Genomic DNA, 20,761 nt, shown 5'->3' with positions numbered 1-20,761 from the left:
CCCGAACGCACGGACCGACAGGTTCGCGTAACATAACAACACAACCCCAGTAGCACACCGGTCGCAATCCGGCGCCCGGTGCTGCTACACGGATCCTGAGGAGGACCCACAGTGGCTAAGGCCAAGTTCGAGCGGACCAAGCCGCACGTCAACATCGGAACGATCGGTCACGTCGACCACGGCAAGACCACGCTCACCGCAGCGATCTCCAAGGTGCTCGCCGACAAGTACCCGTCGGCCACCAACGTGCAGCGCGACTTCGCGTCGATCGACTCCGCTCCCGAGGAGCGCCAGCGCGGCATCACGATCAACATCTCGCACGTCGAGTACGAGACGCCGAAGCGCCACTACGCGCACGTCGACGCCCCGGGTCACGCCGACTACATCAAGAACATGATCACCGGTGCCGCCCAGATGGACGGCGCGATCCTGGTGGTCGCGGCGACCGACGGCCCGATGGCCCAGACGCGCGAGCACGTGCTGCTCGCCAAGCAGGTCGGCGTGCCCTACCTGCTCGTCGCGCTGAACAAGGCCGACATGGTCGACGACGAGGAGATCCTGGAGCTCGTCGAGCTCGAGGTCCGCGAGCTGCTCTCGTCGCAGGGCTTCCCCGGCGACGACGCCCCGGTCGTCCGCGTCTCGGGCCTCAAGGCCCTCGAGGGCGACGAGAAGTGGGTCAACTCGGTCCTCGAGCTCATGGAGGCCGTCGACGACTCGATCCCCGACCCCGTGCGTGACAAGGACAAGCCGTTCCTCATGCCGATCGAGGACGTCTTCACCATCACCGGTCGCGGCACGGTCGTCACGGGTCGCGCCGAGCGCGGCACGCTGAAGATCAACTCCGAGGTCGAGATCGTCGGCATCCGCCCGACGCAGAAGACCACGGTCACGGGCATCGAGATGTTCCACAAGCAGCTCGACGAGGCATGGGCCGGCGAGAACTGCGGTCTCCTGCTCCGCGGCACCAAGCGCGAGGACGTCGAGCGCGGCCAGGTCGTCGTGGCCCCGGGCTCGGTGACCCCGCACACGAACTTCGAGGGCACCGCGTACATCCTCTCGAAGGACGAGGGCGGCCGTCACAACCCGTTCTACGCGAACTACCGCCCGCAGTTCTACTTCCGCACCACCGACGTCACCGGCGTCATCACGCTGCCCGAGGGCACCGAGATGGTCATGCCCGGCGACACCACCGACATGACGGTCGAGCTCATCCAGCCGATCGCCATGGAGGAGGGCCTCGGCTTCGCCATCCGCGAGGGTGGCCGCACGGTCGGCGCCGGTACCGTCACGAAGATCCTCAAGTAATCTTCGCGATCGCGACCTGAAAGGGGTCGGGCCTTCGGGCCCGGCCCCTTTCGTCATCCCGTACCACAGCACTGCACGGCCGTCCAGATCCGGTCAGGGCATCGCTCGTCGAGGAGACCTCGGGTTAGCCTTGACGGGATGGTTCCCCCGTCGACCCGAACGCGTGCCGCCGTGCGGCCCGAGATCCAGGCGCTCCGTGCGATCGCGGTGTGCGCCGTCGTGCTGCACCACGGCTGGCCCGCCGTCGCGCCCGCCGGCTACATGGGGGTGGACGTCTTCTTCGTCGTGTCGGGCTTCCTCATCACGGCGCTGCTGCTCCGCGAGCACGCCCGAACGGGCCGCATCTCGCTGAAGGACTTCTACCTCCGTCGGGCTCGGCGCATCCTCCCGGCCGCCATGGCGGTGCTCGTCGCCGTCACGGTGCTCACCTACCTCGTCGTGCCGCGGGTCGAGTGGCGCTCGTACTTCCGCGAGGTGATCGCGAGCGCGCTCTACTTCGAGAACTGGCTGCTGGCCTCCGATTCCCAGGACCCGGCGCGCGGCGACCTCGCGTCGACGCCGGTGCAGCACTTCTGGTCGCTCTCGGTCGAGGAGCAGTTCTACCTGGCCTGGCCGCTGCTGATCATCGTCGCCATCGGGTTCGCCGCCCGTCGGGCGCGGGACCCGCGACGCGCCCTGCTCGTCGTCCTCGGTGCCGCGACCGTCGCCTCGTTCGCCTGGAATGTCGTCCTCACCGTGCAGGACCACAACCTCGCGTACTTCTCGACGTTCACGCGCGTGTGGGAGTTCGGGGTCGGCGGGATCTTGGCGATCCTCGTCCCCGTGGTCGCCCCGGGCCGCGAACGGCTGAGGGCGGCCGCCGGATGGCTCGGCATCGCGCTCATCGCGGTGCCGATCCTCACCTTCCGCACGCCCGAAGGGTTCCCGGGCCTCGTCGTCCTCGTCCCCGTCGCGGGCGCGCTCGCCGTGATCTGGGCCGGGATGCCGGACACGGCGTGGTCGCCCGCGCGCGCGACCGGGCTCGCGCCCGTGCAGTGGACGGGCGACATCTCGTACTCGCTGTACCTCTGGCACTGGCCGATCTTCATGTTCCTGCCGTTCATCACCGGGGTGCCGAGCCCGCCGTGGCTCATGACGCTGCTCGTGGTCGCGGCGTTCGCGGTCGCCGCGGGATCGAAGCGCTGGATCGAGGATCCCGCGCGGTTCGGCGTCGCCGGGGCGCGGCGGCCGCGGTCGGCGCTGCTGCTCGGCTCGGTTGCGACGCTCGCGGCGCTCGTCGTCGCGGCTGGGATCGTCGGTCCGAGCGCCGCCGGCGCGGAGGCGTGCGAACGCCCCGCGCACACGGGGGAGTGAGCGCGGCCGCTCGGGTGCGGACCGGCTCAGATCTCGATGCCGTCGACCGTGGTCCGGAGGTCGATGGATCCCTCGACGCTGCGCGCCACCGTGCACGCCCTCGCGATCGCACGGGCCATGATCGCGGCGAGCTGCTCGCGCTCCTCCGGCTCGAGGCCCGACAGGTCGACGACGATCTCCTCGTCGATCTCCCGGTAGCGGTTGTCGTCCTTCGAGGTGCCGTGCGCCCAGACCGTGATCGCGACGTCATCGCCGAGCCGGCGAGCCGCGACCGAGTCCGCGCTCATCCCGGCGCATCCGGCCAGGGCCAGCTTGAGGAGCTCGCCCGGGGTGAAGTGCCCCGGGGCCTCGACGGGCCCGATCAGCACGGTGGACCCGCGTTCGTTCAGGCCCTCGTAGGTCCGCCGGCCGGTCCGCGTCACCGAGACGCTGCCCCGTGCGATCCGCTCGCCGACCGCGTGCGCGTGCTCCGTCATCGAGTCCTCCCTCGGCTTGCCGTGCCCCCGATTCCACCATGCCGACGGATGCTGCGGCATCCGCTTGACTGGGAGGATCCGGTGAGCCCCGCTCCCGCGACACGCCCGGGTTGCACGGATGCTGCCCCGTATGGCAGACTCTTTGAGTTCAACATTTCGAACGGCGTGCCTTGCTGCGCTCCGTCCGAATCACTGCCAGGCAGTGCATAGCCACCGGAAGCTCCTCGGAGCGCCACGGGTCAGGCTAGGCCGCGGGCAGCAGAACGACACAAGCGACCACCACCCTACGAGCATGGGCGATGCCCCATGCCCGTTTTCGCGAGTGCGACACGCCCGAGCGCGGGGGTCGGTTGGGGCTCGAAGGTCGAGCGTGTCGAGGCCACCGCGATACGGGGTGGTTTCGACAGGCTCGATCAGCGGCCTTTGACAGAAGAACAGTGGTGCTTCGCACGAAGTGGCTACGCGGCGTCCGATGCCCTCGGAAGGGGTAAGACGCCTTGACAGAGAGAGAGTCAGCAATGGCGGGACAGAAGATCCGCATTCGACTGAAGTCGTATGACCACGAGGTCATCGACACCTCGGCGCGCAAGATCGTCGACACGGTGACCCGCGCGGGCGCCACGGTCGTCGGCCCCGTGCCGCTTCCGACCGAGAAGAACGTGGTGTGCGTCATCCGCTCGCCCCACAAGTACAAGGACAGCCGCGAGCACTTCGAGATGCGCACCCACAAGCGCCTGATCGACATCGTGGACCCGACGCCCAAGGCCGTCGACTCGCTCATGCGTCTCGACCTTCCGGCCGACGTCAACATCGAGATCAAGCTCTGAGGTACGACATGTCCACCACTGCAAAGAACGTGAAGGGCCTGCTCGGCACGAAGCTCGGCATGACCCAGGTGTGGGACGAGAACAACAAGCTCATCCCGGTCACCGTCATCGAGATCGCCCCCAACGTGGTCACCCAGCTCCGCACGCAGGAGCGCGACGGCTACGCGGCCGTCCAGATCGCCGCAGGCGCCGTCGACCCCCGCAAGGTCACCAAGCCCCTCACCGGTCACTTCGAGGCCGCCGGCGTCACGCCGCGCCGCCACGTGACCGAGGTGCGCACCGCCGACGCCGCGGACTACGCGCTCGGCCAGGAGCTCACCGTCGACGGCACCTTCGAGGCCGGCCAGCTGGTCGACGTCGTCGGCACGTCGAAGGGCAAGGGCTTCGCCGGTGTCATGAAGCGCCACAACTTCGCGGGCGTCTCCGCGTCGCACGGTGCCCACCGCAACCACCGCAAGCCCGGTTCGATCGGCGCCTCGTCGACCCCGAGCCGTGTCTTCAAGGGCATGCGCATGGCCGGCCGCATGGGTGGCGAGCGCGTCACCGTCCTGAACCTCCGCGTGCACGCCGTCGACGCCGAGAAGGGCCTGCTGCTCGTCAAGGGCGCGGTTCCCGGTGCTCGCGGTCGTCTCGTGTTCGTCCGCAACGCTGTGAAGGGGGCGTAGTCCATGGCTACCGCCAACACCATCGACGTCCTCGACGTCACCGGCAAGAAGTCCGGCTCGATCGAGCTGCCCGCCGAGCTCTTCGACGTGCAGACCAACGTCCCGCTGATCCACCAGGTCGTCGTCGCCCAGCTCGCCGCCGCGCGCCAGGGCACGCACAAGACCAAGACCCGCGGCGAGGTCTCCGGCGCCGGCCGCAAGCCCTTCAAGCAGAAGGGCACGGGCCGCGCCCGCCAGGGCTCGATCCGCGCGCCGCACATGACCGGCGGTGGCGTCGTCCACGGCCCGCAGCCGCGTGACTACTCGCAGCGCACCCCCAAGAAGATGATCGCCGCAGCCCTGCTCGGCGCGCTCTCCGACCGCGCTCGCGGCGGCCGCATCCACGCGGTCGAGTCGCTCGCCAACGGCGAGGCCCCGAAGACGAAGGACGCCGTCGCGCTCCTCGCCTCGGTCGCGCCGTCGAAGCACCAGCTCGTCGTGCTCACCCGCGACGAGGAGCTCTCGGAGCGTGCGGTCCGCAACATCCCGACCGTGCACGTCCTGCCGGTCGACCAGCTGAACGCCTACGACGTGCTCGTCTCCGACGACATCGTCTTCAGCAAGGCCGCGCTCGAGGCGTTCGTCGCCGCGAAGCAGGCGAAGAAGGAAGAGGTCTCCGCATGAGCGCCGCGCACAACAAGGACCCCCGCGACATCATCATCGCGCCGGTGGTCTCGGAGAAGAGCTACAACCTGATCGACGAGGGCAAGTACACGTTCATCGTGGACCCCCGCTCGAACAAGACCGAGATCAAGCTCGCCATCGAGAAGATCTTCAACGTCCAGGTCGCCTCGATCAACACCCTCAACCGTCAGGGCAAGACGCGTCGCACCCGCTTCGGCATGGGCAAGCGCAAGGACACCAAGCGCGCGATCGTCACCCTCAAGTCCGGCTCGATCGACATCTTCACGAACGTCGGCTAAGGAGCAGAGGAACCTCACTATGGCTATTCGCAAGTACAAGCCCACGACCCCGGGTCGTCGCGGTTCGTCGGTCGCCGACTTCGCCGAGATCACGCGCTCGACGCCCGAGAAGTCGCTGCTCAAGCCGCTCTCGAAGACCGGTGGCCGCAACAACCAGGGCCGGATCACGACGCGTCACATCGGTGGTGGCCACAAGCGCCAGTACCGCGTCATCGACTTCCGTCGCAACGACAAGGACGGCGTGCCCGCCAAGGTCGCGCACATCGAGTACGACCCGAACCGCACCGCGCGCATCGCGCTGCTGCACTTCGCCGACGGCACCAAGCGCTACATCCTGGCCCCGGCCAAGCTGTCGCAGGGTGACCTCGTGGAGTCGGGCCCGGCCGCCGACATCAAGCCCGGCAACAACCTGCCGCTGCGCAACATCCCGACCGGTACGGTCATCCACGCCATCGAGCTCCGCCCCGGCGGCGGCGCGAAGATGGCCCGTTCGGCCGGCGCCTCGGTGCGCCTGGTCGCGAAGGACGGCCCCTACGCGCAGCTCCGCCTGCCGTCGGGCGAGATCCGCAACGTCGACGCGCGCTGCCGCGCGACCGTCGGCGAGGTCGGCAACGCCGAGCAGTCGAACATCAACTGGGGCAAGGCCGGCCGCAAGCGCTGGAAGGGCGTGCGCCCGACCGTCCGCGGTGTCGCGATGAACCCGATCGACCACCCGCACGGTGGTGGCGAGGGCAAGACCTCCGGTGGTCGCCACCCGGTGAGCCCGTGGGGTCAGCCCGAGGGACGCACCCGTCGCCCCAACAAGGAGAGCGACAAGCTCATCGTCCGTCGTCGCACCGTCGGCAAGAAGCGCAAGTAGGAGTAAGAGAAGATGCCTCGCAGCCTCAAGAAGGGCCCCTTCGTCGACGAGCACCTGCTTCGCAAGGTCGCCTCGCAGAACGAAGCGGGTTCCAAGAACGTCATCAAGACGTGGTCGCGTCGCTCGATGATCGTCCCGGCCATGCTCGGCCACACGATCGCCGTGCACGACGGCCGCAAGCATATCCCGGTGTTCGTCACCGAGACCATGGTGGGCCACAAGCTCGGCGAGTTCGCGCCCACCCGCACCTTCCGTGGACACGTGAAGGACGACAAGAAGGGCCGCCGCCGCTGACGCGGTGGCGTGAAGGAGGAGAGAAATGGTGGAGTCGATCGCCCGCGTGCGTCACATCCGCGTGACCCCCATGAAGGCCCGCCGCGTCGTCAACCTGATCCGCGGCAAGCAGGCACAGGAGGCCCTGGCCATCCTGAAGTTCGCCCCGCAGGGTGCGAGCGAGCCGGTCTACAAGCTCGTCGCCTCGGCCATCGCGAACGCTCGCGTCAAGGCCGATGCCACGAACACCTACCTGGACGAGCAGGACCTCTACGTGAAGACGGCGTACGTCGACGAGGGCACCACCCTCAAGCGTTTCCAGCCGCGCGCGCAGGGTCGTGCCTTCCGCATCAACAAGCGCACGAGCCACATCACCATCGTGCTCGGCACGCCCGAGGAGGGTACGAAGTAATGGGTCAGAAGGTCAACCCGTACGGCTTCCGTCTGGGCATCACCACCGACCACGTGTCGCGGTGGTTCTCCGACTCGACGAAGCCCGGACAGCGCTACGCCGACTACCTCGCCGAGGACGTCAAGATCCGTCGCCTGCTCCAGACGTCGCTCGACCGTGCCGGCGTGAGCCGCATCGAGATCGAGCGCACCCGCGACCGGGTCCGTGTGGACATCCACACCGCCCGCCCGGGTATCGTGATCGGCCGCCGCGGCGCCGAGGCCGAGCGCATCCGCGCCGACCTCGAGAAGCTCACCGGCAAGCAGATCCAGCTCAACATCCTCGAGGTGAAGAACCCCGAGGCCGACGCCCAGCTCGTCGCGCAGGGCATCGCCGAGCAGCTCTCCGCCCGCGTGGCCTTCCGCCGCGCGATGCGCAAGGGCCTGCAGGGCGCGCAGCGCGCCGGCGCCAAGGGCGTCCGCATCCAGGTCTCGGGCCGCCTCGGCGGCGCCGAGATGAGCCGCTCGGAGTTCTACCGCGAGGGTCGGGTGCCGCTGCACACGCTCCGCGCGAACATCGACTACGGCTTCTACGAGGCCAAGACCACGTTCGGCCGCATCGGCGTCAAGGTCTGGATCTACAAGGGCGACATCACCAACAAGGAGCTCGCTCGCGAGCAGGCCGCCCAGAAGCCGTCGCGTGACCGTAACGACCGTCGCCGCGCGCCCCGCGCCCAGGAGACGGCCGCAGCAGGAGTTGAGGCATAACCATGTTGATTCCCCGTCGAGTCAAGTACCGCAAGCAGCACCACCCCGGCCGTTCGGGCCAGGCCACCGGCGGCACGAAGGTCTCCTTCGGCGAGTACGGCATCCAGGCCCTGAGCCCCGCGTACGTGACGAACCGTCAGATCGAGTCCGCTCGTATCGCCATGACGCGTCACATCAAGCGCGGCGGCAAGGTGTGGATCAACATCTACCCCGACCGTCCGCTCACGAAGAAGCCCGCCGAGACCCGCATGGGTTCCGGTAAGGGTTCGCCCGAGTGGTGGGTCGCCAACGTCAAGCCGGGTCGAGTCCTCTTCGAGGTCTCGGGCGTCTCCGAGGAACTCGCTCGCGAGGCCATGACCCGTGCAATCCACAAGCTGCCCCTCAAGGCACGCATCATCAAGCGCGAGGAGGGCGACGCATAATGGCCGTCGGTTCCAAGGAGCTCGCTGTGACCGAGCTCGACACCTTCGAGGACGAGCGTCTCGTCGACGAGCTGAAGAAGGCCAAGGAGGAGCTGTTCAACCTCCGCTTCCAGTCGGCCACCGGCCAGCTCGAGAGCCACGGCCGCCTGAAGGCCGTCAAGCGCGACATCGCCCGCATCTACACGGTCATCCGTGAGCGCGAGCTCGGCATCCGTGCCACGCCCGCGCCGGTCGAGGCGCCCGCAGCGCCCGCGAAGAAGACGAAGAAGGCCAAGGCCGAGGCATCCGCCGACGCCGAGGCCGAGACGAAGGAGGCCTGATCATGGCTGAGACCAAGAAGGCTGCGGCCGAGGTCGCCGAGACGGCCGAGCTCGTCCGCGGTTACCGCAAGGTCCGTCGCGGCTACGTCGTCAGCGACAAGATGGACAAGACCATCGTCGTCGAGGTCGAGGACCGCGTGAAGCACCCGCTGTACGGCAAGGTCATGCGCCGTACGTCGAAGGTCAAGGCGCACGACGAGCAGAACACCGCCGGCATCGGCGACCTCGTCGTGATCTCCGAGACCCGCCCGCTCAGCGCCACCAAGCGCTGGCGCCTGGTCGAGATCGTCGAGAAGGCCAAGTAAGCCCCCGGGCTTGCTTCCCAGAAGGAGTACGAAGTGATTCAGCAGGAATCCCGGCTCAAGGTCGCCGACAACACGGGCGCCAAGGAGCTGCTCACCATCCGCGTGCTCGGCGGTTCCAGCCGCCGCTACGCGGGCCTGGGCGACATCATCGTCGCCACCGTCAAGGACGCGATCCCGGGCGGCAACGTGAAGAAGGGCGACGTGGTCAAGGCCGTCGTCGTCCGCACCGTGAAGGAGACCCGTCGTCCCGACGGCTCCTACATCAAGTTCGACGAGAACGCCGCGGTGATCCTCAAGAACGACGGTGACCCCCGTGGCACCCGCATCTTCGGGCCGGTCGGCCGGGAGCTGCGCGACAAGCGCTTCATGAAGATCATCTCGCTGGCGCCGGAGGTGCTGTAACCATGGCCAAGATCAAGAAGGGCGACCTCGTCGAGGTCATCTCGGGCCGCAGCCAGGCCCGCGGCGGCGACCGCGGCAAGCAGGGTCGCGTCATCGAGGTCCTGGTCGACCAGAACCGCGTCGTGGTCGAGGGCGTGAACTACGTCACCAAGCACGTGCGCGTCGGCCAGACCCAGCGCGGCTCCAAGACCGGCGGCATCGAGACCCACGAGGCCCCGATCCACGTGTCGAACGTCGCGATCGTCGACCCGGAGAGCAAGAAGCCGACCCGCGTCGGCTTCCGCACCGAGACGGTCACCAAGGACGGCGTCGAGAAGACGGTCCGCGTCCGCTACGCCAAGAAGTCAGGTAAGGACCTGTAATGACTGACACCGCGACTGCCGCGCCGGCTGGCAAGATCCAGCCGCGCCTCAAGCAGAAGTACAAGGCCGACATCACCGCGGCCCTGACCGAGGCGAACGGGTACACCAACCCGCACCAGGTCCCGGGCCTGACGAAGATCGTCGTCAACATGGGTGTCGGCGAGGCCGCGCGCGATGGCAAGGTCATCGACGGCGCCATCGCCGACCTCACCAAGATCACCGGCCAGAAGCCGCAGGTCACCAAGGCCCGCAAGTCCATCGCGCAGTTCAAGCTCCGCGAGGGCCAGCCGATCGGCGCGCACGTCACGCTGCGCGGCGACCGCATGTGGGAGTTCCTCGACCGCCTGCTCTCGCTCGCACTGCCCCGAATCCGCGACTTCCGCGGCCTCTCGGACCAGCAGTTCGACGGCACCGGCAACTACACGTTCGGCCTCACGGAGCAGTCGGTGTTCCACGAGATCGACCAGGACAAGATCGACCGCGTCCGCGGCATGGACATCACCGTGGTGACCACCGCCAAGACCGACGACGAGGGTCGCGCGCTGCTCAAGGCGCTCGGCTTCCCGTTCAAGTCGAACGAGTCCGCCCAGTAGTTCGTAGTAGACTCTACGAGTTTGTGCCAGCGCCGGCGGGTCTCGGAGCCATCCGAGGCCCCGCCGGCACCGGCATGCGGCGGTTCGCAACCGCGATCCGCCACCACCACAGGTCAGTCCCCGTGTAACGGGTCCTGAAACCTGGTGAACGTAAGGAACCATTGTCATGACGATGACCGACCCGGTCGCTGACATGCTGACGCGCCTGCGCAACGCCAACTCCGCGCACCACGACACCGTGTCGATGCCGCACTCCAAGCTCAAGGGGCACATCGCCGAGATCCTCAAGTCCGAGGGCTACATCTCGGGCTTCGAGGTCGCCGACGCGCGCGTGGGCAAGACGCTCACGCTGCAGCTCAAGTTCGGCCCCAACCGCGAGCGTTCGATCGCGGGCATCAAGCGGGTGTCCAAGCCCGGCCTCCGCGTCTACGCGAAGTCGACCGAGATCCCCAAGGTGCTCGGCGGCCTCGGCGTCGCGATCCTGTCCACTTCCAGCGGTCTGCTGACGGACCGCCAGGCCGAGAAGAAGGGCGTGGGTGGGGAAGTCCTCGCCTACGTGTGGTAGTTCCATGTCACGAATCGGACGACTTCCCATCGACATCCCCGCCGGTGTCGACGTCAAGGTCGACGGCCGCGCCGTCACCGTGAAGGGCCCGAAGGGCGAGCTCGCACTCACCGTCGCTCAGCCCATCGAGGTCAAGGTCGAGGACAACCAGGTCCTCGTCACCCGCCCCGACGACGAGCGCGAGTCGCGCTCGCTGCACGGCCTCACCCGCAGCCTCATCGCCAACGACATCATCGGCGTCACCCAGGGCTACTCCAAGGGCCTCGAGATCGTCGGCACCGGGTACCGCGTCGCGCAGAAGGGCAGCTCGGTCGAGTTCGCGCTCGGCTTCTCGCACCCGGTGACCGTCGAGCCGCCCGCCGGCATCACGCTGACGGTCGAGGGCAACAACAAGATCACCGTCTCGGGCATCTCGAAGCAGGCCGTCGGTGAGACCGCCGCCAACATCCGCAAGATCAAGAAGCCCGAGCCCTACAAGGGCAAGGGCATCCGCTACGCCGGCGAGGTCGTGCGTCGCAAGGCCGGAAAGGCTGGTAAGTAATCATGGCCGTCAAGAGCAAGTCGGCTGCGCGTTCGCGCCGCCACACCCGGCTTCGCAAGAAGATCGTCGGCACCGAGCTGCGTCCCCGTCTCGTGGTGACGCGTTCGGCCCGCCACGTCTTCGTGCAGGTCGTCGACGACAGCAAGGGCCACACCGTGGCATCCGCCTCGACCATGGAGGCCGACCTCCGTGCGTTCGAGGGTGACAAGACCGCCAAGGCGAAGAAGGTCGGCGAGCTCGTCGCCGAGCGCGCGAAGCAGGCCGGCGTCGACGCGGTTGTGTTCGACCGCGGCGGCAACAAGTACGCCGGTCGCGTCGCCGCGATCGCCGACGGAGCGCGAGAGGCAGGACTGAGCCTGTGAGCGAGAACACTGTGAAGGAGACCGACGTGGCCGCAGAGGCACCCGTCGAGACGGCAGCTTCCTCGGAGCCGCCGCGCAACGAGCGCGAGGGCCGCCGTGGCGGCCGCGACCGCGGCCAGGGCCGCGACCGTCGCGAGCGCGACGCCGAGAAGAGCCAGTTCCTCGAGCGCGTCGTCACCATCAACCGCGTGTCGAAGGTCGTCAAGGGCGGCCGTCGCTTCAGCTTCACGGCGCTCGTCGTCGTGGGTGACGGCAACGGTCTCGTCGGCGTCGGCTACGGCAAGGCGCGCGAGGTGCCGACCGCGATCTCGAAGGGCGTCGAGGAGGCGAAGAAGAACTTCTTCCGCGTCCCCCGCGTCGGCTCGTCGATCCCGCACCCCGTCCAGGGCGAGGCGGCCGCCGGTGTCGTGCTCCTGCGCCCGGCCGGCCCCGGTACCGGTGTCATCGCCGGTGGTCCGGTCCGCGCCGTGCTCGAGTGCGCCGGCATCCACGACGTCCTGAGCAAGTCGCTCGGCTCGTCGAACACCATCAACATCGTGCACGCCACGGTCGAGGCGCTGAAGCAGCTCGAGGAGCCGCGCGCCGTCGCCGCACGTCGTGGCCTCGACTACGACGAGGTCGTGCCGGCCCGCCTGCTGCGTGCCGAGGCCCAGGCGGCCGAGGCCGCCGCAGCAGCGAAGGCAGGTGCCTGATGGCCAAGCAGCTCAAGGTGACCCAGATCAAGTCCAAGGTGAGCGAGAAGCAGAACCAGCGCGACACGCTGCGCAGCCTCGGTCTCAAGAAGATCGGCCAGAGCGTCGTTCGCGAGGACACCCCCCAGGTGCGCGGCTACGTGAACACGGTCGCTCACCTCGTGAAGGTTGAGGAGATCGACTAATGGCTGACGAGAAGAAGGACGTCGCCGCCGAGGAGACCCCGAAGAAGGCTCCCGCGAAGAAGGCCGCCGCCAAGCCGGCTGCCGAGAAGAAGGCCCCGGCCAAGGCCGCCGCCGCCAAGTCGGACGACGCGAAGGCCGAGAAGGCTCCCGCGAAGAAGGCTCCGGCGAAGAAGGCCCCGGCCAAGAAGGAGTCCGAGGACGTCGTGCGCGAGCCGGTCCTCAAGGTGCACCACCTGCGCCCGGCTCCGGGTGCCAAGAAGGACAAGACCCGCGTCGGACGCGGTGAGGGTTCGAAGGGCAAGACCGCCGGTCGCGGCACGAAGGGCACCAAGGCCCGCAACACCGTGCGCCCCGGCTTCGAGGGCGGCCAGCTTCCGTACCACATGCGTGCGCCGAAGCTCCGCGGCTTCAAGAACCCGTTCCGCGTCGAGTACCAGGTGGTCAACCTCGAGAAGCTCGCCGAGCTCTACCCGAAGGGCGGCGACGTCACCGTCGCCGACCTGGTGGCGAAGGGTGCCGTCCGCAAGAACGAGCGCGTCAAGGTGCTCGGCAACGGCGACATCCAGGTGAAGCTCAACGTCGAGGTCGACAAGGTCTCCGGCTCCGCCGAGCAGAAGATCGTCGCCGCCGGCGGTTCGGTCAAGTAAGGCCGCTGCACCACACACGGAATTCGAGCCTGTCGGGACCTCGCGTATGATTCACGGGGGTCTCGACAGGCTCGAGCCGCATTCATACTGACTGCGGCGTCAGTAACAGGAGGACGAGTGTTCAACGCCATCGGGCGGATCTTCCGCACCCCCGACCTTCGCCGGAAGATCGGTTTCACGCTGGGCATCATCGCCCTGTTCCGCCTCGGCTCGTTCATCCCGGCGCCGTTCGTGGACTTCGGCAACGTCCAGCAGTGCCTGGCGGCGAACCAGGGTGCCTCCGGCCTCTACGAGCTCGTCAACCTCTTCTCCGGCGGCGCGCTCCTCCAGCTGTCGATCTTCGCGCTGGGCATCATGCCCTACATCACGGCGTCGATCATCGTCCAGCTGCTGCGCGTGGTCATCCCCCACTTCGAGACCCTGTACAAGGAAGGGCAGTCCGGCCAGGCCCGCCTCACGCAGTACACGCGCTACCTCACGATCGCGCTCGGCGTCCTCCAGTCGACCACGCTCATCACGGTCGCCCGCTCGGGCGCGCTCTTCCCGGCGAACTCCGACCCCGCGTGCTCGCAGCTCATCACGAACGACGCCTGGTACGCGATCCTGCTCATGGTCGTCACGATGACCGCCGGCACCGGCCTCATCATGTGGATGGGCGAGCTCGTCACCGAGCGCGGCGTCGGCAACGGCATGTCGCTGCTCATCTTCACCTCGATCGCCGCGACCTTCCCGACGTCGCTCTGGGCGATCGGCGTCGCGCGCGGCTGGGACGTGTTCGCACTCGTGCTCGGAATCGGCCTCCTCGTCGTCGTGGCGGTCGTCTTCGTCGAGCAGTCGCAGCGGCGCGTGCCGGTGCAGTACGCCAAGCGGATGGTCGGACGCCGCACCTACGGCGGCAACAACACGTACATCCCGATCAAGGTGAACATGGCCGGCGTCGTGCCCGTCATCTTCGCGTCGTCGCTGCTGTACCTCCCCGCGCTCATCGCGCAGTTCAACCAGCCTGCCGCCGGCGAGGAGCCGCAGGCGTGGGTCGTGTGGATCACGAACTACCTGACGCAGGGCGACCACCCGCTCTACATGCTCCTGTACTTCCTGCTCATCGTCGGGTTCACGTACTTCTACGTCGCGATCACGTTCAACCCCGACGAGGTCGCGGAGAACATGAAGAAGTACGGCGGCTTCATCCCCGGCATCCGCGCGGGTCGCCCGACCGCCGAGTACCTCGACTACGTGCTCACGCGCATCACGCTCCCGGGCTCGATCTACCTCGGCCTCATCGCTCTGCTGCCGCTCGTCGCGTTCTCATGGTTCGGTGCGAACCAGAACTTCCCGTTCGGCGGCGCGTCGATCCTCATCATCGTCGGCGTCGGCCTCGAGACCGTGAAGCAGATCGACGCCCAGCTCCAGCAGCGCCACTACGAAGGACTCCTCCGATGACGCAGACCGCCTCCGCCCGATTCCTCATCGTCGGCCCGCAGGGCTCCGGCAAGGGCACGCAGGGCGTGCTCGTCGCCGAGGCGTTCGGTGTCCCGCAGGTCGCCACGGGCGACATCTTCCGCGAGAACGTGAAGGGCGGCACCGAGCTCGGCAAGCGCGTCCAGGCCATCATCGAGGCCGGCGACCTCGTGCCCGACGAGCTGACGAGCGAACTGGTCCGCGACCGCCTCGAGCAGCCGGATGCCGCGAGCGGCTTCCTCCTCGACGGGTACCCGCGCAACCGCGGCCAGGTCGACGACCTCGAGGCGTTCCTGTCGGGTCGCGGCGAGTCGCTCGACGCGGTCATCGAACTCGTGGTCCCGCGCGAGGAGTCGATCACCCGGCTCCGCCAGCGTGCGATCGACCAGGGGCGCACGGATGACACCGAAGAGGTCATCGCGAACCGCCTCGCGATCTACGAGCGCGAGACGGCGCCGATCCTCGACGTGTACCGCGAGCACGACCTCGTCGTCCACATCGACGGCGTCGGCACGCTCGACGAGGTCACGGCGCGGATCTTCGCGGCGCTCGCCGAGCGCGGCCTGCAGGCCGACGGCGACGGCGCGGCCCGTCACAGCGCCGGCGTCGCGTAGCCGGGCCGCGAGGTGTTCGGCCGACTGAAGCTCAAGACGCCGGCCGAGCTCCGCGCGATGGTGCCCGCCGGCGAGGCGACCGCGGCCCTGCTCGCTGCGGCCCGCGAGCGGCTCGTGGTCGGGGCGACCCCGCTCGACCTCGATGCCGCCGCCGACGCGGTCATCCTCGCGCACGGCGGCCGCTCGAACTTCCGCCTCGTCCCCGGCTACCGGCACGCGCTCTGCGTGTCGGTCGATGACGACGTGGTGCACGGCATCCCGGGCGACCGGCCGTTCCGTCCCGGCGATATCGTGTCGGTCGACGGCGGCGCCGAGATCGACGGATGGAACGGCGACGCCGCGTTCACCGTCGTCCTTCCCGATCCCACCCGCCCCGACCTGGTGCTCGCCCGCGAGCAGCTCGCCGCCGCGGCCGACCGGTCGCTCTGGGCGGGCATCGCCGCGCTCGCCTCGGCCCGGCACCTGAACGAGGTGGGCGAGGCGATCGAGGCCTCGATCGAGGCGTCGGGCGACTTCGGGATCCTCGAGGGCTACGGCGGCCACGGCATCGGCTTGTCGATGCACGAGGACCCGTCGGTCTACAACCACTCGGTGCGCGGCCGCGGCCCGCGCGTGCGTCCGGGCCTCGTGGTCGCGATCGAGCCGATGATCACCTCGGGGGGCCCGGCGACGTTCGTCCGCGACGACGGGTGGACCGTCGCGACCGCCGACGGTGGCGACGGCGCCCACGTGGAGCACAGCGTGGCCGTGCACGCCGACGGGATCTGGGTCCTCACCGCGCCGGACGGCGGTGCGGAGTCACTCGCACCGTTCGGCGTGCGACCCGTGCCGATCGCGTGATGCGGCGCGGCGCGGCATCCGTCACCCGCGGCACGGCACCCGTCACGAGGACATGAGGCCCGAGAGCTCGGCGAGCAGGCCCGGGTAGTCCGTCGCGCCGCGGACGAGGCGGCGCACGTTCTCGGGCTCGGAGAAGGCCTCGACGAACTGGTCGAACACGGACTGGAACTCGGCGCGGCCGTCCTCGGCGAACGCGATGAGCGCGACGACGTGCACGTTGGCGTCGCCCCACTCGATCGCCCGTTCGTCGATCGCGATGGCGATCGCGCTGCGCGACGCGGTCATGGTCATGGCGTGCGGTACCGCGAGCAGGTCGGTGAACGCCGTCGAGGACATGCGCTCGCGCTCGAGCGCGCCCTCGACGTACGCGTCGTCGATGACCCCTGCCTCGATGAGCCGCTCGCCGAGCAGCCGGATCACCGATTCGCGATCCCGGCCGCCCACGCCGCGCACGAACAGGTCGGGTCCGATCGAGTGCGACAGCGTCGACGCGAGCCGCGCACGACGGCGCCCCCGGCGCAGCCGGGCGACCTCCGCACGGACGCGGTCGACGTCCTCGGCGGTGGGGAACGGTGCGACCGTGACGACCGCCGGCAGCGGAGACTCGGGCGGGAGCACGGCGACCACGAGGTCCGCTTCCTCCGGGTCGCCCTCGACGAGATCCGCCTCGTCGCCGAGTGCGCCCCGCAACCGGTCGACGAGCAGCGTGCGGGCGTCGTGGTACTCGGGGACGTCGACCACGATGCGCACCACGTCGCCCCGCGACCGCGTGCGCTCGAGCTGCGCGCCGATGTGCATCGCGAGGTAGGCGATCTCGTCGTCGTTGGCCGAGATGCCCTCGAGGCGCGCGAGTTCGCTCGCGAGGTGGACCGCGAGGTCGTAGATCAGTGGATACGAGGACTTGATGGAGGAGGTGAGGGGGTTGCGCGAGTAGCTCTGCTCGGCGGCACGCGCAGCGAGGTTCTCGACGTGCAGGGCCAGGCGCTCGATGAAGCGGTCGTCCCCGAGCTCGACGAGCCACTCCCGGGAGATGCGACCCACGATGTCCCGCACCACGGCCTCGCGGGCCGGGCCGTGCTGCGACGTCGCGACGCGAGTGCCGATGAGGCGCGCGAGGTGGTCGAGTTCGGCGTCCGGCAGGTGCACGTCGAACTCGGCGCGCACGAGCCGGTCGACGAGCTCGGAGAGCGTGGCATCGCCGCCCCGTCCGTCGGCCGTTCCGACCGACGGGGTGGAGGGGGGCCCGGACGGCCGAGCGGATGGGTCGGCCTCGTCCGTCGCGGCGAGCACGCGATCGCGCCCCACCCGATCGAGCGCGATCGCGACGTGCAGCAGCACGTCGTCGAGCGCGTACTCGTTGAGCGCGTACCCGGCCGTCCGGAGCGCCGCGACGAGCGACGAGCGGAAGCCGTCCATCGGCGGGAAGCCGGCGCGGAGCGACGACAGGTCCCGGATGCCGCGTCGTCCCTCCTCGCGGACGAGCGACCCGAGGAGCCGACGCATGGCGGTCTCAGGGCCGACGAGCCGCACCAGGGTGCCCTCCCGCTCGAGTGCCAGGCCGGTGCCCTGGAGGCGGGCGCGGACCCGCCCGAGGTCCGCCTCGACCGTGGACTCGCTCACGTGCGCCCCCGAGGCCACCTCGTGCACGTCGAGCCCGTCGCGGGCGTCGACGAGGTCGCGGATGAGGCGGGCGCGCCGTCCGTCGGGAGTGGCGTCGTCCGCGACCACGGAGCGCGCGTGCAGCACGCGCGCCCACGCGGCCCGGTCGAGTCGGTAGCCGTCGGGGCCGGACTCGACCACCACCTCGCCCGTGCGGTTCGCCTGAGCGGCGTACGAGCGGACCGTCCGGTCGGAGACCCCGAGGCGGTCGGCGAGGCGCGAGGCCGTCACCGCGGCGTCGTCGTCCGCGAGGGCCTCGACGAGACGCTCCCAGTTCTCCGACACCTCAGGCAGCTCCGATCCTCGCCACCGCGACGCGCACGTCCGTCGGGCGGGTGCAGCCCAGTCAACCACCTGCCGGATGGACGGGGGAGCGGTTGCGACGCATCTTCCGGGGGTGCGGAAGCGGATCTGTTGGCGGCCCGGGCCGCTGCGCGAGCAGACTCGGGGTGTTCGCGGCATCCGCCGTGACCGATCGAAGAGGACCGGGCCAGGCTCGGCGAGGAGGCCGACGATGCGGATCGTCGTGGTGTGCGGAGCGGGAGCGTCGAGTACGTTCGCCGCGCTGCGCATCCGCCGTGCGGCAGAGGCGCGGGGCATCGCGGCCGACGTCCGCGCGGCGGGCGAGCAGACGCTCCCCGACGCGCTCGAGGGCGCGGACGCGCTGCTCGTGGGCGTGCACCTCGTGCCGCGACTCGGTTCGCTCGAGCAGCTCGCGATCGCGGCATCCGTGCCGGTCGCGGTGCTGCCCGACGAGACCCGGGCGCTCGACGGGGACGCCGCCCTCGATCTCGCGATCGCGATCATCGGAGCCCGAGCATGAACACGCCCACGCCGCGCAACCCCGTTCCCTGCGCGACCGCACGGGTCTATGGTGATGACGGGAACGGACACCAGCGACGGAGGCCGGAGACATGGTGGAGCGCACTGTTCGAGTCGGATCGAGCCACGGACTGCACGCCAGGCCGGCCAAGCTCTTCACGCAGGCCGCTGCAGGGTCGGGATCGAGTGTCACCATCGCGAAGGCGGGCGGCGCTCCGGTCAATGCGGCGAGCATCCTCGCCGTCATCGCGCAGGGCATCGACCACGGCGACGAGGTCACCGTGGCCGTCGACGGCGGCGACGAGCAGCGCGTGCTCGACGAGCTCGTCGAGCTGCTCAGCACCGATCACGACGAGTAGCCTGCAGCGTCCGTCCTCGATCGAACCGAATCGGGAGGGCGAATGATGGAGTTCAGAGGCACCGGCATCGGCCAGGGCGTGGCCGTCGGACCGGTCGTACGGATGTCCGAGCGACTGCCGGAACCGGTGGATCGACCGAGCCACCTGGACCCGGCCCGCGAGGAGGAGCGAGCCCGCGCGTCGGTCTCGGTCGTCGCGGACGACCTGCAGCGCAAGGGCGCCCAGGCCGGCGGCGCCGCGCAGGACGTGCTCGAGGCGCAGGCCATGATGGCCGAGGACCCGACCCTCATGGACGACGTCGTGAAGCGGCTCGCCGACGGCAAGACCGCCGAGCGCGCGGTGTTCGAGGCGTTCGCCGCGTTCCGCGACCTGCTGTCGTCGATGGGCGGCTACATGGGCGAACGCGCCGCCGACCTCGACGACGTGTCGCAGCGCGTGGTGGCGCACCTGCTGAAGGTGCCCGCGCCGGGCGTGCCGAACCCGGGACACCCGTTCGTGCTCGTCGCCCGCGACCTCGCGCCGGCCGACACGGCGCTGCTCGACCTCACGCAGGTGCTCGGCCTCGTCACGATCGACGGCGGCCCGACCTCGCACACCGCGATCCTGGCCCGCGAGAAGTCCATCGTCGCGGTGGTCGGCACGGCGGATGCCACGGCCCTCGCCGACGGCGACACCGTGATCGTCGACGCCGAGAACGACGTCGTCGTGCAGTCGCCCGACGCCGACGCCGTCGCGGCGGCCAAGGAGCGGATCGCCGAGCGCGCGGCGCGCGCCGCCGCGCCGATCACGCCGGGCGCGCTCGCCGACGGCACGGCCGTGCCACTGCTGGCGAACCTCGGCTCGGCCGACGGCGCCGCGAACGCGGTCGAGCTCGGCGCCGAGGGCGTGGGCCTCTTCCGCACCGAGTTCCTCTTCCTCGACGCCGATCGCGCGCCGAGCGTCCGCGAGCAGCAGGACCAGTACACGCGAATGCTGTCGGCGTTCCCCGGGAAGAAGGTCGTCGTGCGCGTGCTCGACGCGGGAGCCGACAAGCCGCTGTCGTTCCTCAACGACGCCGAGGAGGAGAACCCGGCACTCGGGCTCCGCGGCATCCGCGCCCTGCGGCACGCCGAGGTGATCCTGCGCGAGCAGCTGACCGCCCTCGCCGCGGCGGATGCGGCGACCGACGCCGACCTCTGGGTCATGGCGCCGATGATCGCGACCGTCGACGAGACCCGCTACTTCACCGACCTCTGCCGCGAACTCGGCCTGAAGACGGCCGGGGTCATGGTCGAGACGCCGTCCGCGGCGCTCATCGCCGATCGCGTGCTCGGCGTCGCCGACTTCGCGTCGATCGGCACCAACGACCTGACGCAGTACACCATGGCCGCCGATCGGCTCCTCGGCACGGTCGCGAACCTGCAGGACCCGTGGGCGCCGGCCGTGCTGCGGCTGGTCGCCGAGGTCGGCGCCGCAGGCGGCCGCCTCGGCAAGCCGGTGGGCATCTGCGGCGAGGCCGCGGCCGACCCGCTCCTCGCCGTGGTGCTCGTGGGTCTCGGCGCCACCACCCTGTCGATGTCACCGTCGGCACTCGCAGACGTCCGCGCCTCCCTCGCGCGGTACACCCGGGAGGATGCCGAGCGCATCGCCCGGGCAGCCCTGGCCGCGGAGGGAGCGGTCGAGGCGAAGCAGGCGGCGAAACAGGCCGCCGAGTCCGCACCCACCCCCACCGGCACGACCGTGCCGTGACCCAGCA

The 20,761-nt window shown here is 69.6% G+C and carries 30 protein-coding genes; 28 read left to right on the top strand and 2 right to left on the bottom strand.

What is annotated here, in order from left to right; all coding sequences use genetic code 11:
* Positions 1 to 111 precede the first annotated feature (111 nt).
* The gene (gene tuf, locus ABME02_RS14715; RefSeq protein WP_353816087.1) at positions 112 to 1,305 is read left to right on the top strand and encodes an elongation factor Tu; all 1,194 of its coding nucleotides are present in this window, start codon (positions 112 to 114) and stop codon (positions 1,303 to 1,305) included.
* 138 nt (positions 1,306 to 1,443) lie between these two features.
* Positions 1,444 to 2,658 (top strand): acyltransferase family protein, encoded by a 1,215-nt coding sequence (locus ABME02_RS14710; protein ID WP_353816086.1) that lies wholly within the window; start codon positions 1,444 to 1,446, stop codon positions 2,656 to 2,658.
* 26 nt (positions 2,659 to 2,684) lie between these two features.
* Here ABME02_RS14710 and ABME02_RS14705 read toward each other — a convergent pair whose 3' ends face one another.
* Entirely contained in the window at positions 2,685 to 3,134 is a 450-nt protein-coding gene (locus ABME02_RS14705) for an OsmC family protein (RefSeq protein WP_353816085.1), read from the bottom strand.
* A gap of 518 nt (positions 3,135 to 3,652) precedes the next feature.
* Between ABME02_RS14705 and rpsJ the strand changes: the two genes are divergently transcribed.
* From rpsJ to map, 23 genes are all read left to right on the top strand, one after another.
* Complete coding sequence (rpsJ, locus tag ABME02_RS14700; protein WP_017201594.1) at positions 3,653 to 3,961, top strand: 30S ribosomal protein S10; 309 nt, start codon at positions 3,653 to 3,655, stop codon at positions 3,959 to 3,961.
* Between the two features lie 8 nt (positions 3,962 to 3,969).
* Complete coding sequence (gene rplC, locus ABME02_RS14695; RefSeq protein ID WP_353816084.1) at positions 3,970 to 4,626, top strand: 50S ribosomal protein L3; 657 nt, start codon at positions 3,970 to 3,972, stop codon at positions 4,624 to 4,626.
* Positions 4,627 to 4,629: 3 nt separating this feature from the next.
* Positions 4,630 to 5,289, top strand: coding sequence for a 50S ribosomal protein L4 (gene rplD / locus ABME02_RS14690; RefSeq protein ID WP_353816083.1), 660 nt, complete (start codon positions 4,630 to 4,632; stop codon positions 5,287 to 5,289).
* On the top strand, positions 5,286 to 5,588 hold the full coding sequence (gene rplW, locus ABME02_RS14685) for a 50S ribosomal protein L23 (RefSeq protein ID WP_155052791.1): 303 nt from the start codon (positions 5,286 to 5,288) through the stop codon (positions 5,586 to 5,588). The genes rplD and rplW overlap by 4 nt, the downstream gene beginning before the upstream one ends.
* A 19-nt stretch (positions 5,589 to 5,607) precedes the next feature.
* Entirely contained in the window at positions 5,608 to 6,447 is an 840-nt protein-coding gene (gene rplB / locus ABME02_RS14680; protein ID WP_155052792.1) for a 50S ribosomal protein L2, read from the top strand.
* A gap of 12 nt (positions 6,448 to 6,459) precedes the next feature.
* Entirely contained in the window at positions 6,460 to 6,741 is a 282-nt protein-coding gene (rpsS, locus tag ABME02_RS14675) for a 30S ribosomal protein S19 (RefSeq protein WP_155052793.1), read from the top strand.
* 25 nt (positions 6,742 to 6,766) lie between these two features.
* A complete protein-coding gene (gene rplV, locus ABME02_RS14670) occupies positions 6,767 to 7,132 on the top strand; it encodes a 50S ribosomal protein L22 (RefSeq protein ID WP_154346541.1) in 366 nt (121 codons plus the stop codon).
* The gene (rpsC, locus tag ABME02_RS14665) at positions 7,132 to 7,878 is read left to right on the top strand and encodes a 30S ribosomal protein S3 (RefSeq protein WP_353816082.1); all 747 of its coding nucleotides are present in this window, start codon (positions 7,132 to 7,134) and stop codon (positions 7,876 to 7,878) included. The genes rplV and rpsC overlap by 1 nt, the downstream gene beginning before the upstream one ends.
* Positions 7,879 to 7,880: 2 nt before the next feature.
* Positions 7,881 to 8,300, top strand: coding sequence for a 50S ribosomal protein L16 (gene rplP, locus ABME02_RS14660; protein ID WP_129233336.1), 420 nt, complete (start codon positions 7,881 to 7,883; stop codon positions 8,298 to 8,300).
* On the top strand, positions 8,300 to 8,620 hold the full coding sequence (gene rpmC / locus ABME02_RS14655) for a 50S ribosomal protein L29 (protein WP_353816081.1): 321 nt from the start codon (positions 8,300 to 8,302) through the stop codon (positions 8,618 to 8,620). The genes rplP and rpmC overlap by 1 nt, the downstream gene beginning before the upstream one ends.
* A gap of 2 nt (positions 8,621 to 8,622) precedes the next feature.
* Positions 8,623 to 8,925, top strand: a complete 303-nt coding sequence (gene rpsQ, locus ABME02_RS14650) for a 30S ribosomal protein S17 (protein WP_129233338.1) — start codon at positions 8,623 to 8,625, stop codon at positions 8,923 to 8,925.
* 33 nt (positions 8,926 to 8,958) lie between these two features.
* A complete protein-coding gene (gene rplN / locus ABME02_RS14645; RefSeq protein WP_353816080.1) occupies positions 8,959 to 9,327 on the top strand; it encodes a 50S ribosomal protein L14 in 369 nt (122 codons plus the stop codon).
* Positions 9,328 to 9,329: 2 nt separating this feature from the next.
* Positions 9,330 to 9,689 (top strand): 50S ribosomal protein L24, encoded by a 360-nt coding sequence (gene rplX / locus ABME02_RS14640; protein WP_353816079.1) that lies wholly within the window; start codon positions 9,330 to 9,332, stop codon positions 9,687 to 9,689.
* On the top strand, positions 9,689 to 10,282 hold the full coding sequence (gene rplE, locus ABME02_RS14635; protein ID WP_353816078.1) for a 50S ribosomal protein L5: 594 nt from the start codon (positions 9,689 to 9,691) through the stop codon (positions 10,280 to 10,282). Before rplX ends, rplE begins: the two co-directional genes overlap by 1 nt.
* A 166-nt stretch (positions 10,283 to 10,448) precedes the next feature.
* Positions 10,449 to 10,847, top strand: a complete 399-nt coding sequence (rpsH, locus tag ABME02_RS14630; RefSeq protein ID WP_129233342.1) for a 30S ribosomal protein S8 — start codon at positions 10,449 to 10,451, stop codon at positions 10,845 to 10,847.
* Positions 10,848 to 10,851: 4 nt separating this feature from the next.
* Complete coding sequence (gene rplF, locus ABME02_RS14625; protein ID WP_353816077.1) at positions 10,852 to 11,388, top strand: 50S ribosomal protein L6; 537 nt, start codon at positions 10,852 to 10,854, stop codon at positions 11,386 to 11,388.
* 2 nt (positions 11,389 to 11,390) lie between these two features.
* On the top strand, positions 11,391 to 11,750 hold the full coding sequence (rplR, locus tag ABME02_RS14620) for a 50S ribosomal protein L18 (RefSeq protein WP_154346537.1): 360 nt from the start codon (positions 11,391 to 11,393) through the stop codon (positions 11,748 to 11,750).
* Positions 11,747 to 12,442 carry a 30S ribosomal protein S5 gene (gene rpsE, locus ABME02_RS14615; protein WP_353816076.1) on the top strand — a complete coding sequence of 232 codons (696 nt, stop codon included), beginning with the start codon at positions 11,747 to 11,749 and terminating at the stop codon, positions 12,440 to 12,442. The genes rplR and rpsE overlap by 4 nt, the downstream gene beginning before the upstream one ends.
* On the top strand, positions 12,442 to 12,627 hold the full coding sequence (gene rpmD, locus ABME02_RS14610; RefSeq protein ID WP_155842500.1) for a 50S ribosomal protein L30: 186 nt from the start codon (positions 12,442 to 12,444) through the stop codon (positions 12,625 to 12,627). Before rpsE ends, rpmD begins: the two co-directional genes overlap by 1 nt.
* A complete protein-coding gene (gene rplO, locus ABME02_RS14605; protein ID WP_353816075.1) occupies positions 12,627 to 13,274 on the top strand; it encodes a 50S ribosomal protein L15 in 648 nt (215 codons plus the stop codon). The genes rpmD and rplO overlap by 1 nt, the downstream gene beginning before the upstream one ends.
* 117 nt (positions 13,275 to 13,391) lie before the next feature.
* Complete coding sequence (gene secY, locus ABME02_RS14600; RefSeq protein WP_353816074.1) at positions 13,392 to 14,714, top strand: preprotein translocase subunit SecY; 1,323 nt, start codon at positions 13,392 to 13,394, stop codon at positions 14,712 to 14,714.
* Positions 14,711 to 15,346: an adenylate kinase gene (locus tag ABME02_RS14595; protein ID WP_353816073.1), complete on the top strand. Its 636-nt coding sequence runs from the start codon at positions 14,711 to 14,713 to the stop codon at positions 15,344 to 15,346. The genes secY and ABME02_RS14595 overlap by 4 nt, the downstream gene beginning before the upstream one ends.
* 12 nt (positions 15,347 to 15,358) lie before the next feature.
* Complete coding sequence (gene map / locus ABME02_RS14590; RefSeq protein WP_353816072.1) at positions 15,359 to 16,186, top strand: type I methionyl aminopeptidase; 828 nt, start codon at positions 15,359 to 15,361, stop codon at positions 16,184 to 16,186.
* Positions 16,187 to 16,228: 42 nt separating this feature from the next.
* Here the strand turns inward: map and ABME02_RS14585 are convergent, their stop codons facing one another.
* Positions 16,229 to 18,130, bottom strand: a complete 1,902-nt coding sequence (locus tag ABME02_RS14585; RefSeq protein ID WP_353816071.1) for a BglG family transcription antiterminator — start codon at positions 18,128 to 18,130, stop codon at positions 16,229 to 16,231.
* A 229-nt stretch (positions 18,131 to 18,359) separates the two neighbouring features.
* On the opposite strand from ABME02_RS14585, the gene ABME02_RS14580 reads away from it, so the two are divergent.
* The 3 genes from ABME02_RS14580 to ptsP all read left to right on the top strand — a co-directional run bounded on the left by ABME02_RS14580 (position 18,360) and on the right by ptsP (position 20,754).
* A complete protein-coding gene (locus ABME02_RS14580; RefSeq protein ID WP_353816070.1) occupies positions 18,360 to 18,668 on the top strand; it encodes a PTS sugar transporter subunit IIB in 309 nt (102 codons plus the stop codon).
* 91 nt (positions 18,669 to 18,759) lie between these two features.
* Entirely contained in the window at positions 18,760 to 19,026 is a 267-nt protein-coding gene (locus ABME02_RS14575; protein ID WP_353816069.1) for an HPr family phosphocarrier protein, read from the top strand.
* A gap of 42 nt (positions 19,027 to 19,068) precedes the next feature.
* A complete protein-coding gene (gene ptsP, locus ABME02_RS14570) occupies positions 19,069 to 20,754 on the top strand; it encodes a phosphoenolpyruvate--protein phosphotransferase (protein ID WP_353816068.1) in 1,686 nt (561 codons plus the stop codon).
* The last annotated feature ends 7 nt before the right edge of the window (positions 20,755 to 20,761 follow it).

Source organism: Agromyces zhanjiangensis (assembly GCF_040496055.1).
GTDB classification, from domain to species: Bacteria; Actinomycetota; Actinomycetes; order Actinomycetales; family Microbacteriaceae; genus Agromyces; species Agromyces zhanjiangensis.
This window is presented reverse-complemented; position numbering and strand designations above follow the sequence as displayed.

Bases quoted from the DNA above. Each gene is read 5' to 3' on its own strand.
- rpsQ (WP_129233338.1), top strand. From the start codon at position 8,623: ATGGCTGAGACCAAGAAGGCTGCGGCCGAGGTCGCCGAGACGGCCGAG.
- ABME02_RS14705 (WP_353816085.1), bottom strand. From the start codon at position 3,134: ATGACGGAGCACGCGCACGCGGTCGGCGAGCGGATCGCACGGGGCAGC.
- rpsS (WP_155052793.1), top strand. From the start codon at position 6,460: ATGCCTCGCAGCCTCAAGAAGGGCCCCTTCGTCGACGAGCACCTGCTT.
- ABME02_RS14595 (WP_353816073.1), top strand. From the start codon at position 14,711: ATGACGCAGACCGCCTCCGCCCGATTCCTCATCGTCGGCCCGCAGGGC.
- rplB (WP_155052792.1), top strand. From the start codon at position 5,608: ATGGCTATTCGCAAGTACAAGCCCACGACCCCGGGTCGTCGCGGTTCG.
- rplP (WP_129233336.1), top strand. From the start codon at position 7,881: ATGTTGATTCCCCGTCGAGTCAAGTACCGCAAGCAGCACCACCCCGGC.
- rpmD (WP_155842500.1), top strand. From the start codon at position 12,442: ATGGCCAAGCAGCTCAAGGTGACCCAGATCAAGTCCAAGGTGAGCGAG.
- rplF (WP_353816077.1), top strand. From the start codon at position 10,852: ATGTCACGAATCGGACGACTTCCCATCGACATCCCCGCCGGTGTCGAC.
- ABME02_RS14710 (WP_353816086.1), top strand. From the start codon at position 1,444: ATGGTTCCCCCGTCGACCCGAACGCGTGCCGCCGTGCGGCCCGAGATC.
- rplW (WP_155052791.1), top strand. From the start codon at position 5,286: ATGAGCGCCGCGCACAACAAGGACCCCCGCGACATCATCATCGCGCCG.
- rplC (WP_353816084.1), top strand. From the start codon at position 3,970: ATGTCCACCACTGCAAAGAACGTGAAGGGCCTGCTCGGCACGAAGCTC.
- rpsH (WP_129233342.1), top strand. From the start codon at position 10,449: ATGACGATGACCGACCCGGTCGCTGACATGCTGACGCGCCTGCGCAAC.
- ABME02_RS14575 (WP_353816069.1), top strand. From the start codon at position 18,760: ATGGTGGAGCGCACTGTTCGAGTCGGATCGAGCCACGGACTGCACGCC.
- rplO (WP_353816075.1), top strand. From the start codon at position 12,627: ATGGCTGACGAGAAGAAGGACGTCGCCGCCGAGGAGACCCCGAAGAAG.
- ptsP (WP_353816068.1), top strand. From the start codon at position 19,069: ATGATGGAGTTCAGAGGCACCGGCATCGGCCAGGGCGTGGCCGTCGGA.
- rpmC (WP_353816081.1), top strand. From the start codon at position 8,300: ATGGCCGTCGGTTCCAAGGAGCTCGCTGTGACCGAGCTCGACACCTTC.
- rplX (WP_353816079.1), top strand. From the start codon at position 9,330: ATGGCCAAGATCAAGAAGGGCGACCTCGTCGAGGTCATCTCGGGCCGC.
- rplD (WP_353816083.1), top strand. From the start codon at position 4,630: ATGGCTACCGCCAACACCATCGACGTCCTCGACGTCACCGGCAAGAAG.
- ABME02_RS14580 (WP_353816070.1), top strand. From the start codon at position 18,360: ATGCGGATCGTCGTGGTGTGCGGAGCGGGAGCGTCGAGTACGTTCGCC.
- rpsC (WP_353816082.1), top strand. From the start codon at position 7,132: ATGGGTCAGAAGGTCAACCCGTACGGCTTCCGTCTGGGCATCACCACC.
- rplR (WP_154346537.1), top strand. From the start codon at position 11,391: ATGGCCGTCAAGAGCAAGTCGGCTGCGCGTTCGCGCCGCCACACCCGG.
- rplE (WP_353816078.1), top strand. From the start codon at position 9,689: ATGACTGACACCGCGACTGCCGCGCCGGCTGGCAAGATCCAGCCGCGC.
- rpsJ (WP_017201594.1), top strand. From the start codon at position 3,653: ATGGCGGGACAGAAGATCCGCATTCGACTGAAGTCGTATGACCACGAG.
- rplV (WP_154346541.1), top strand. From the start codon at position 6,767: ATGGTGGAGTCGATCGCCCGCGTGCGTCACATCCGCGTGACCCCCATG.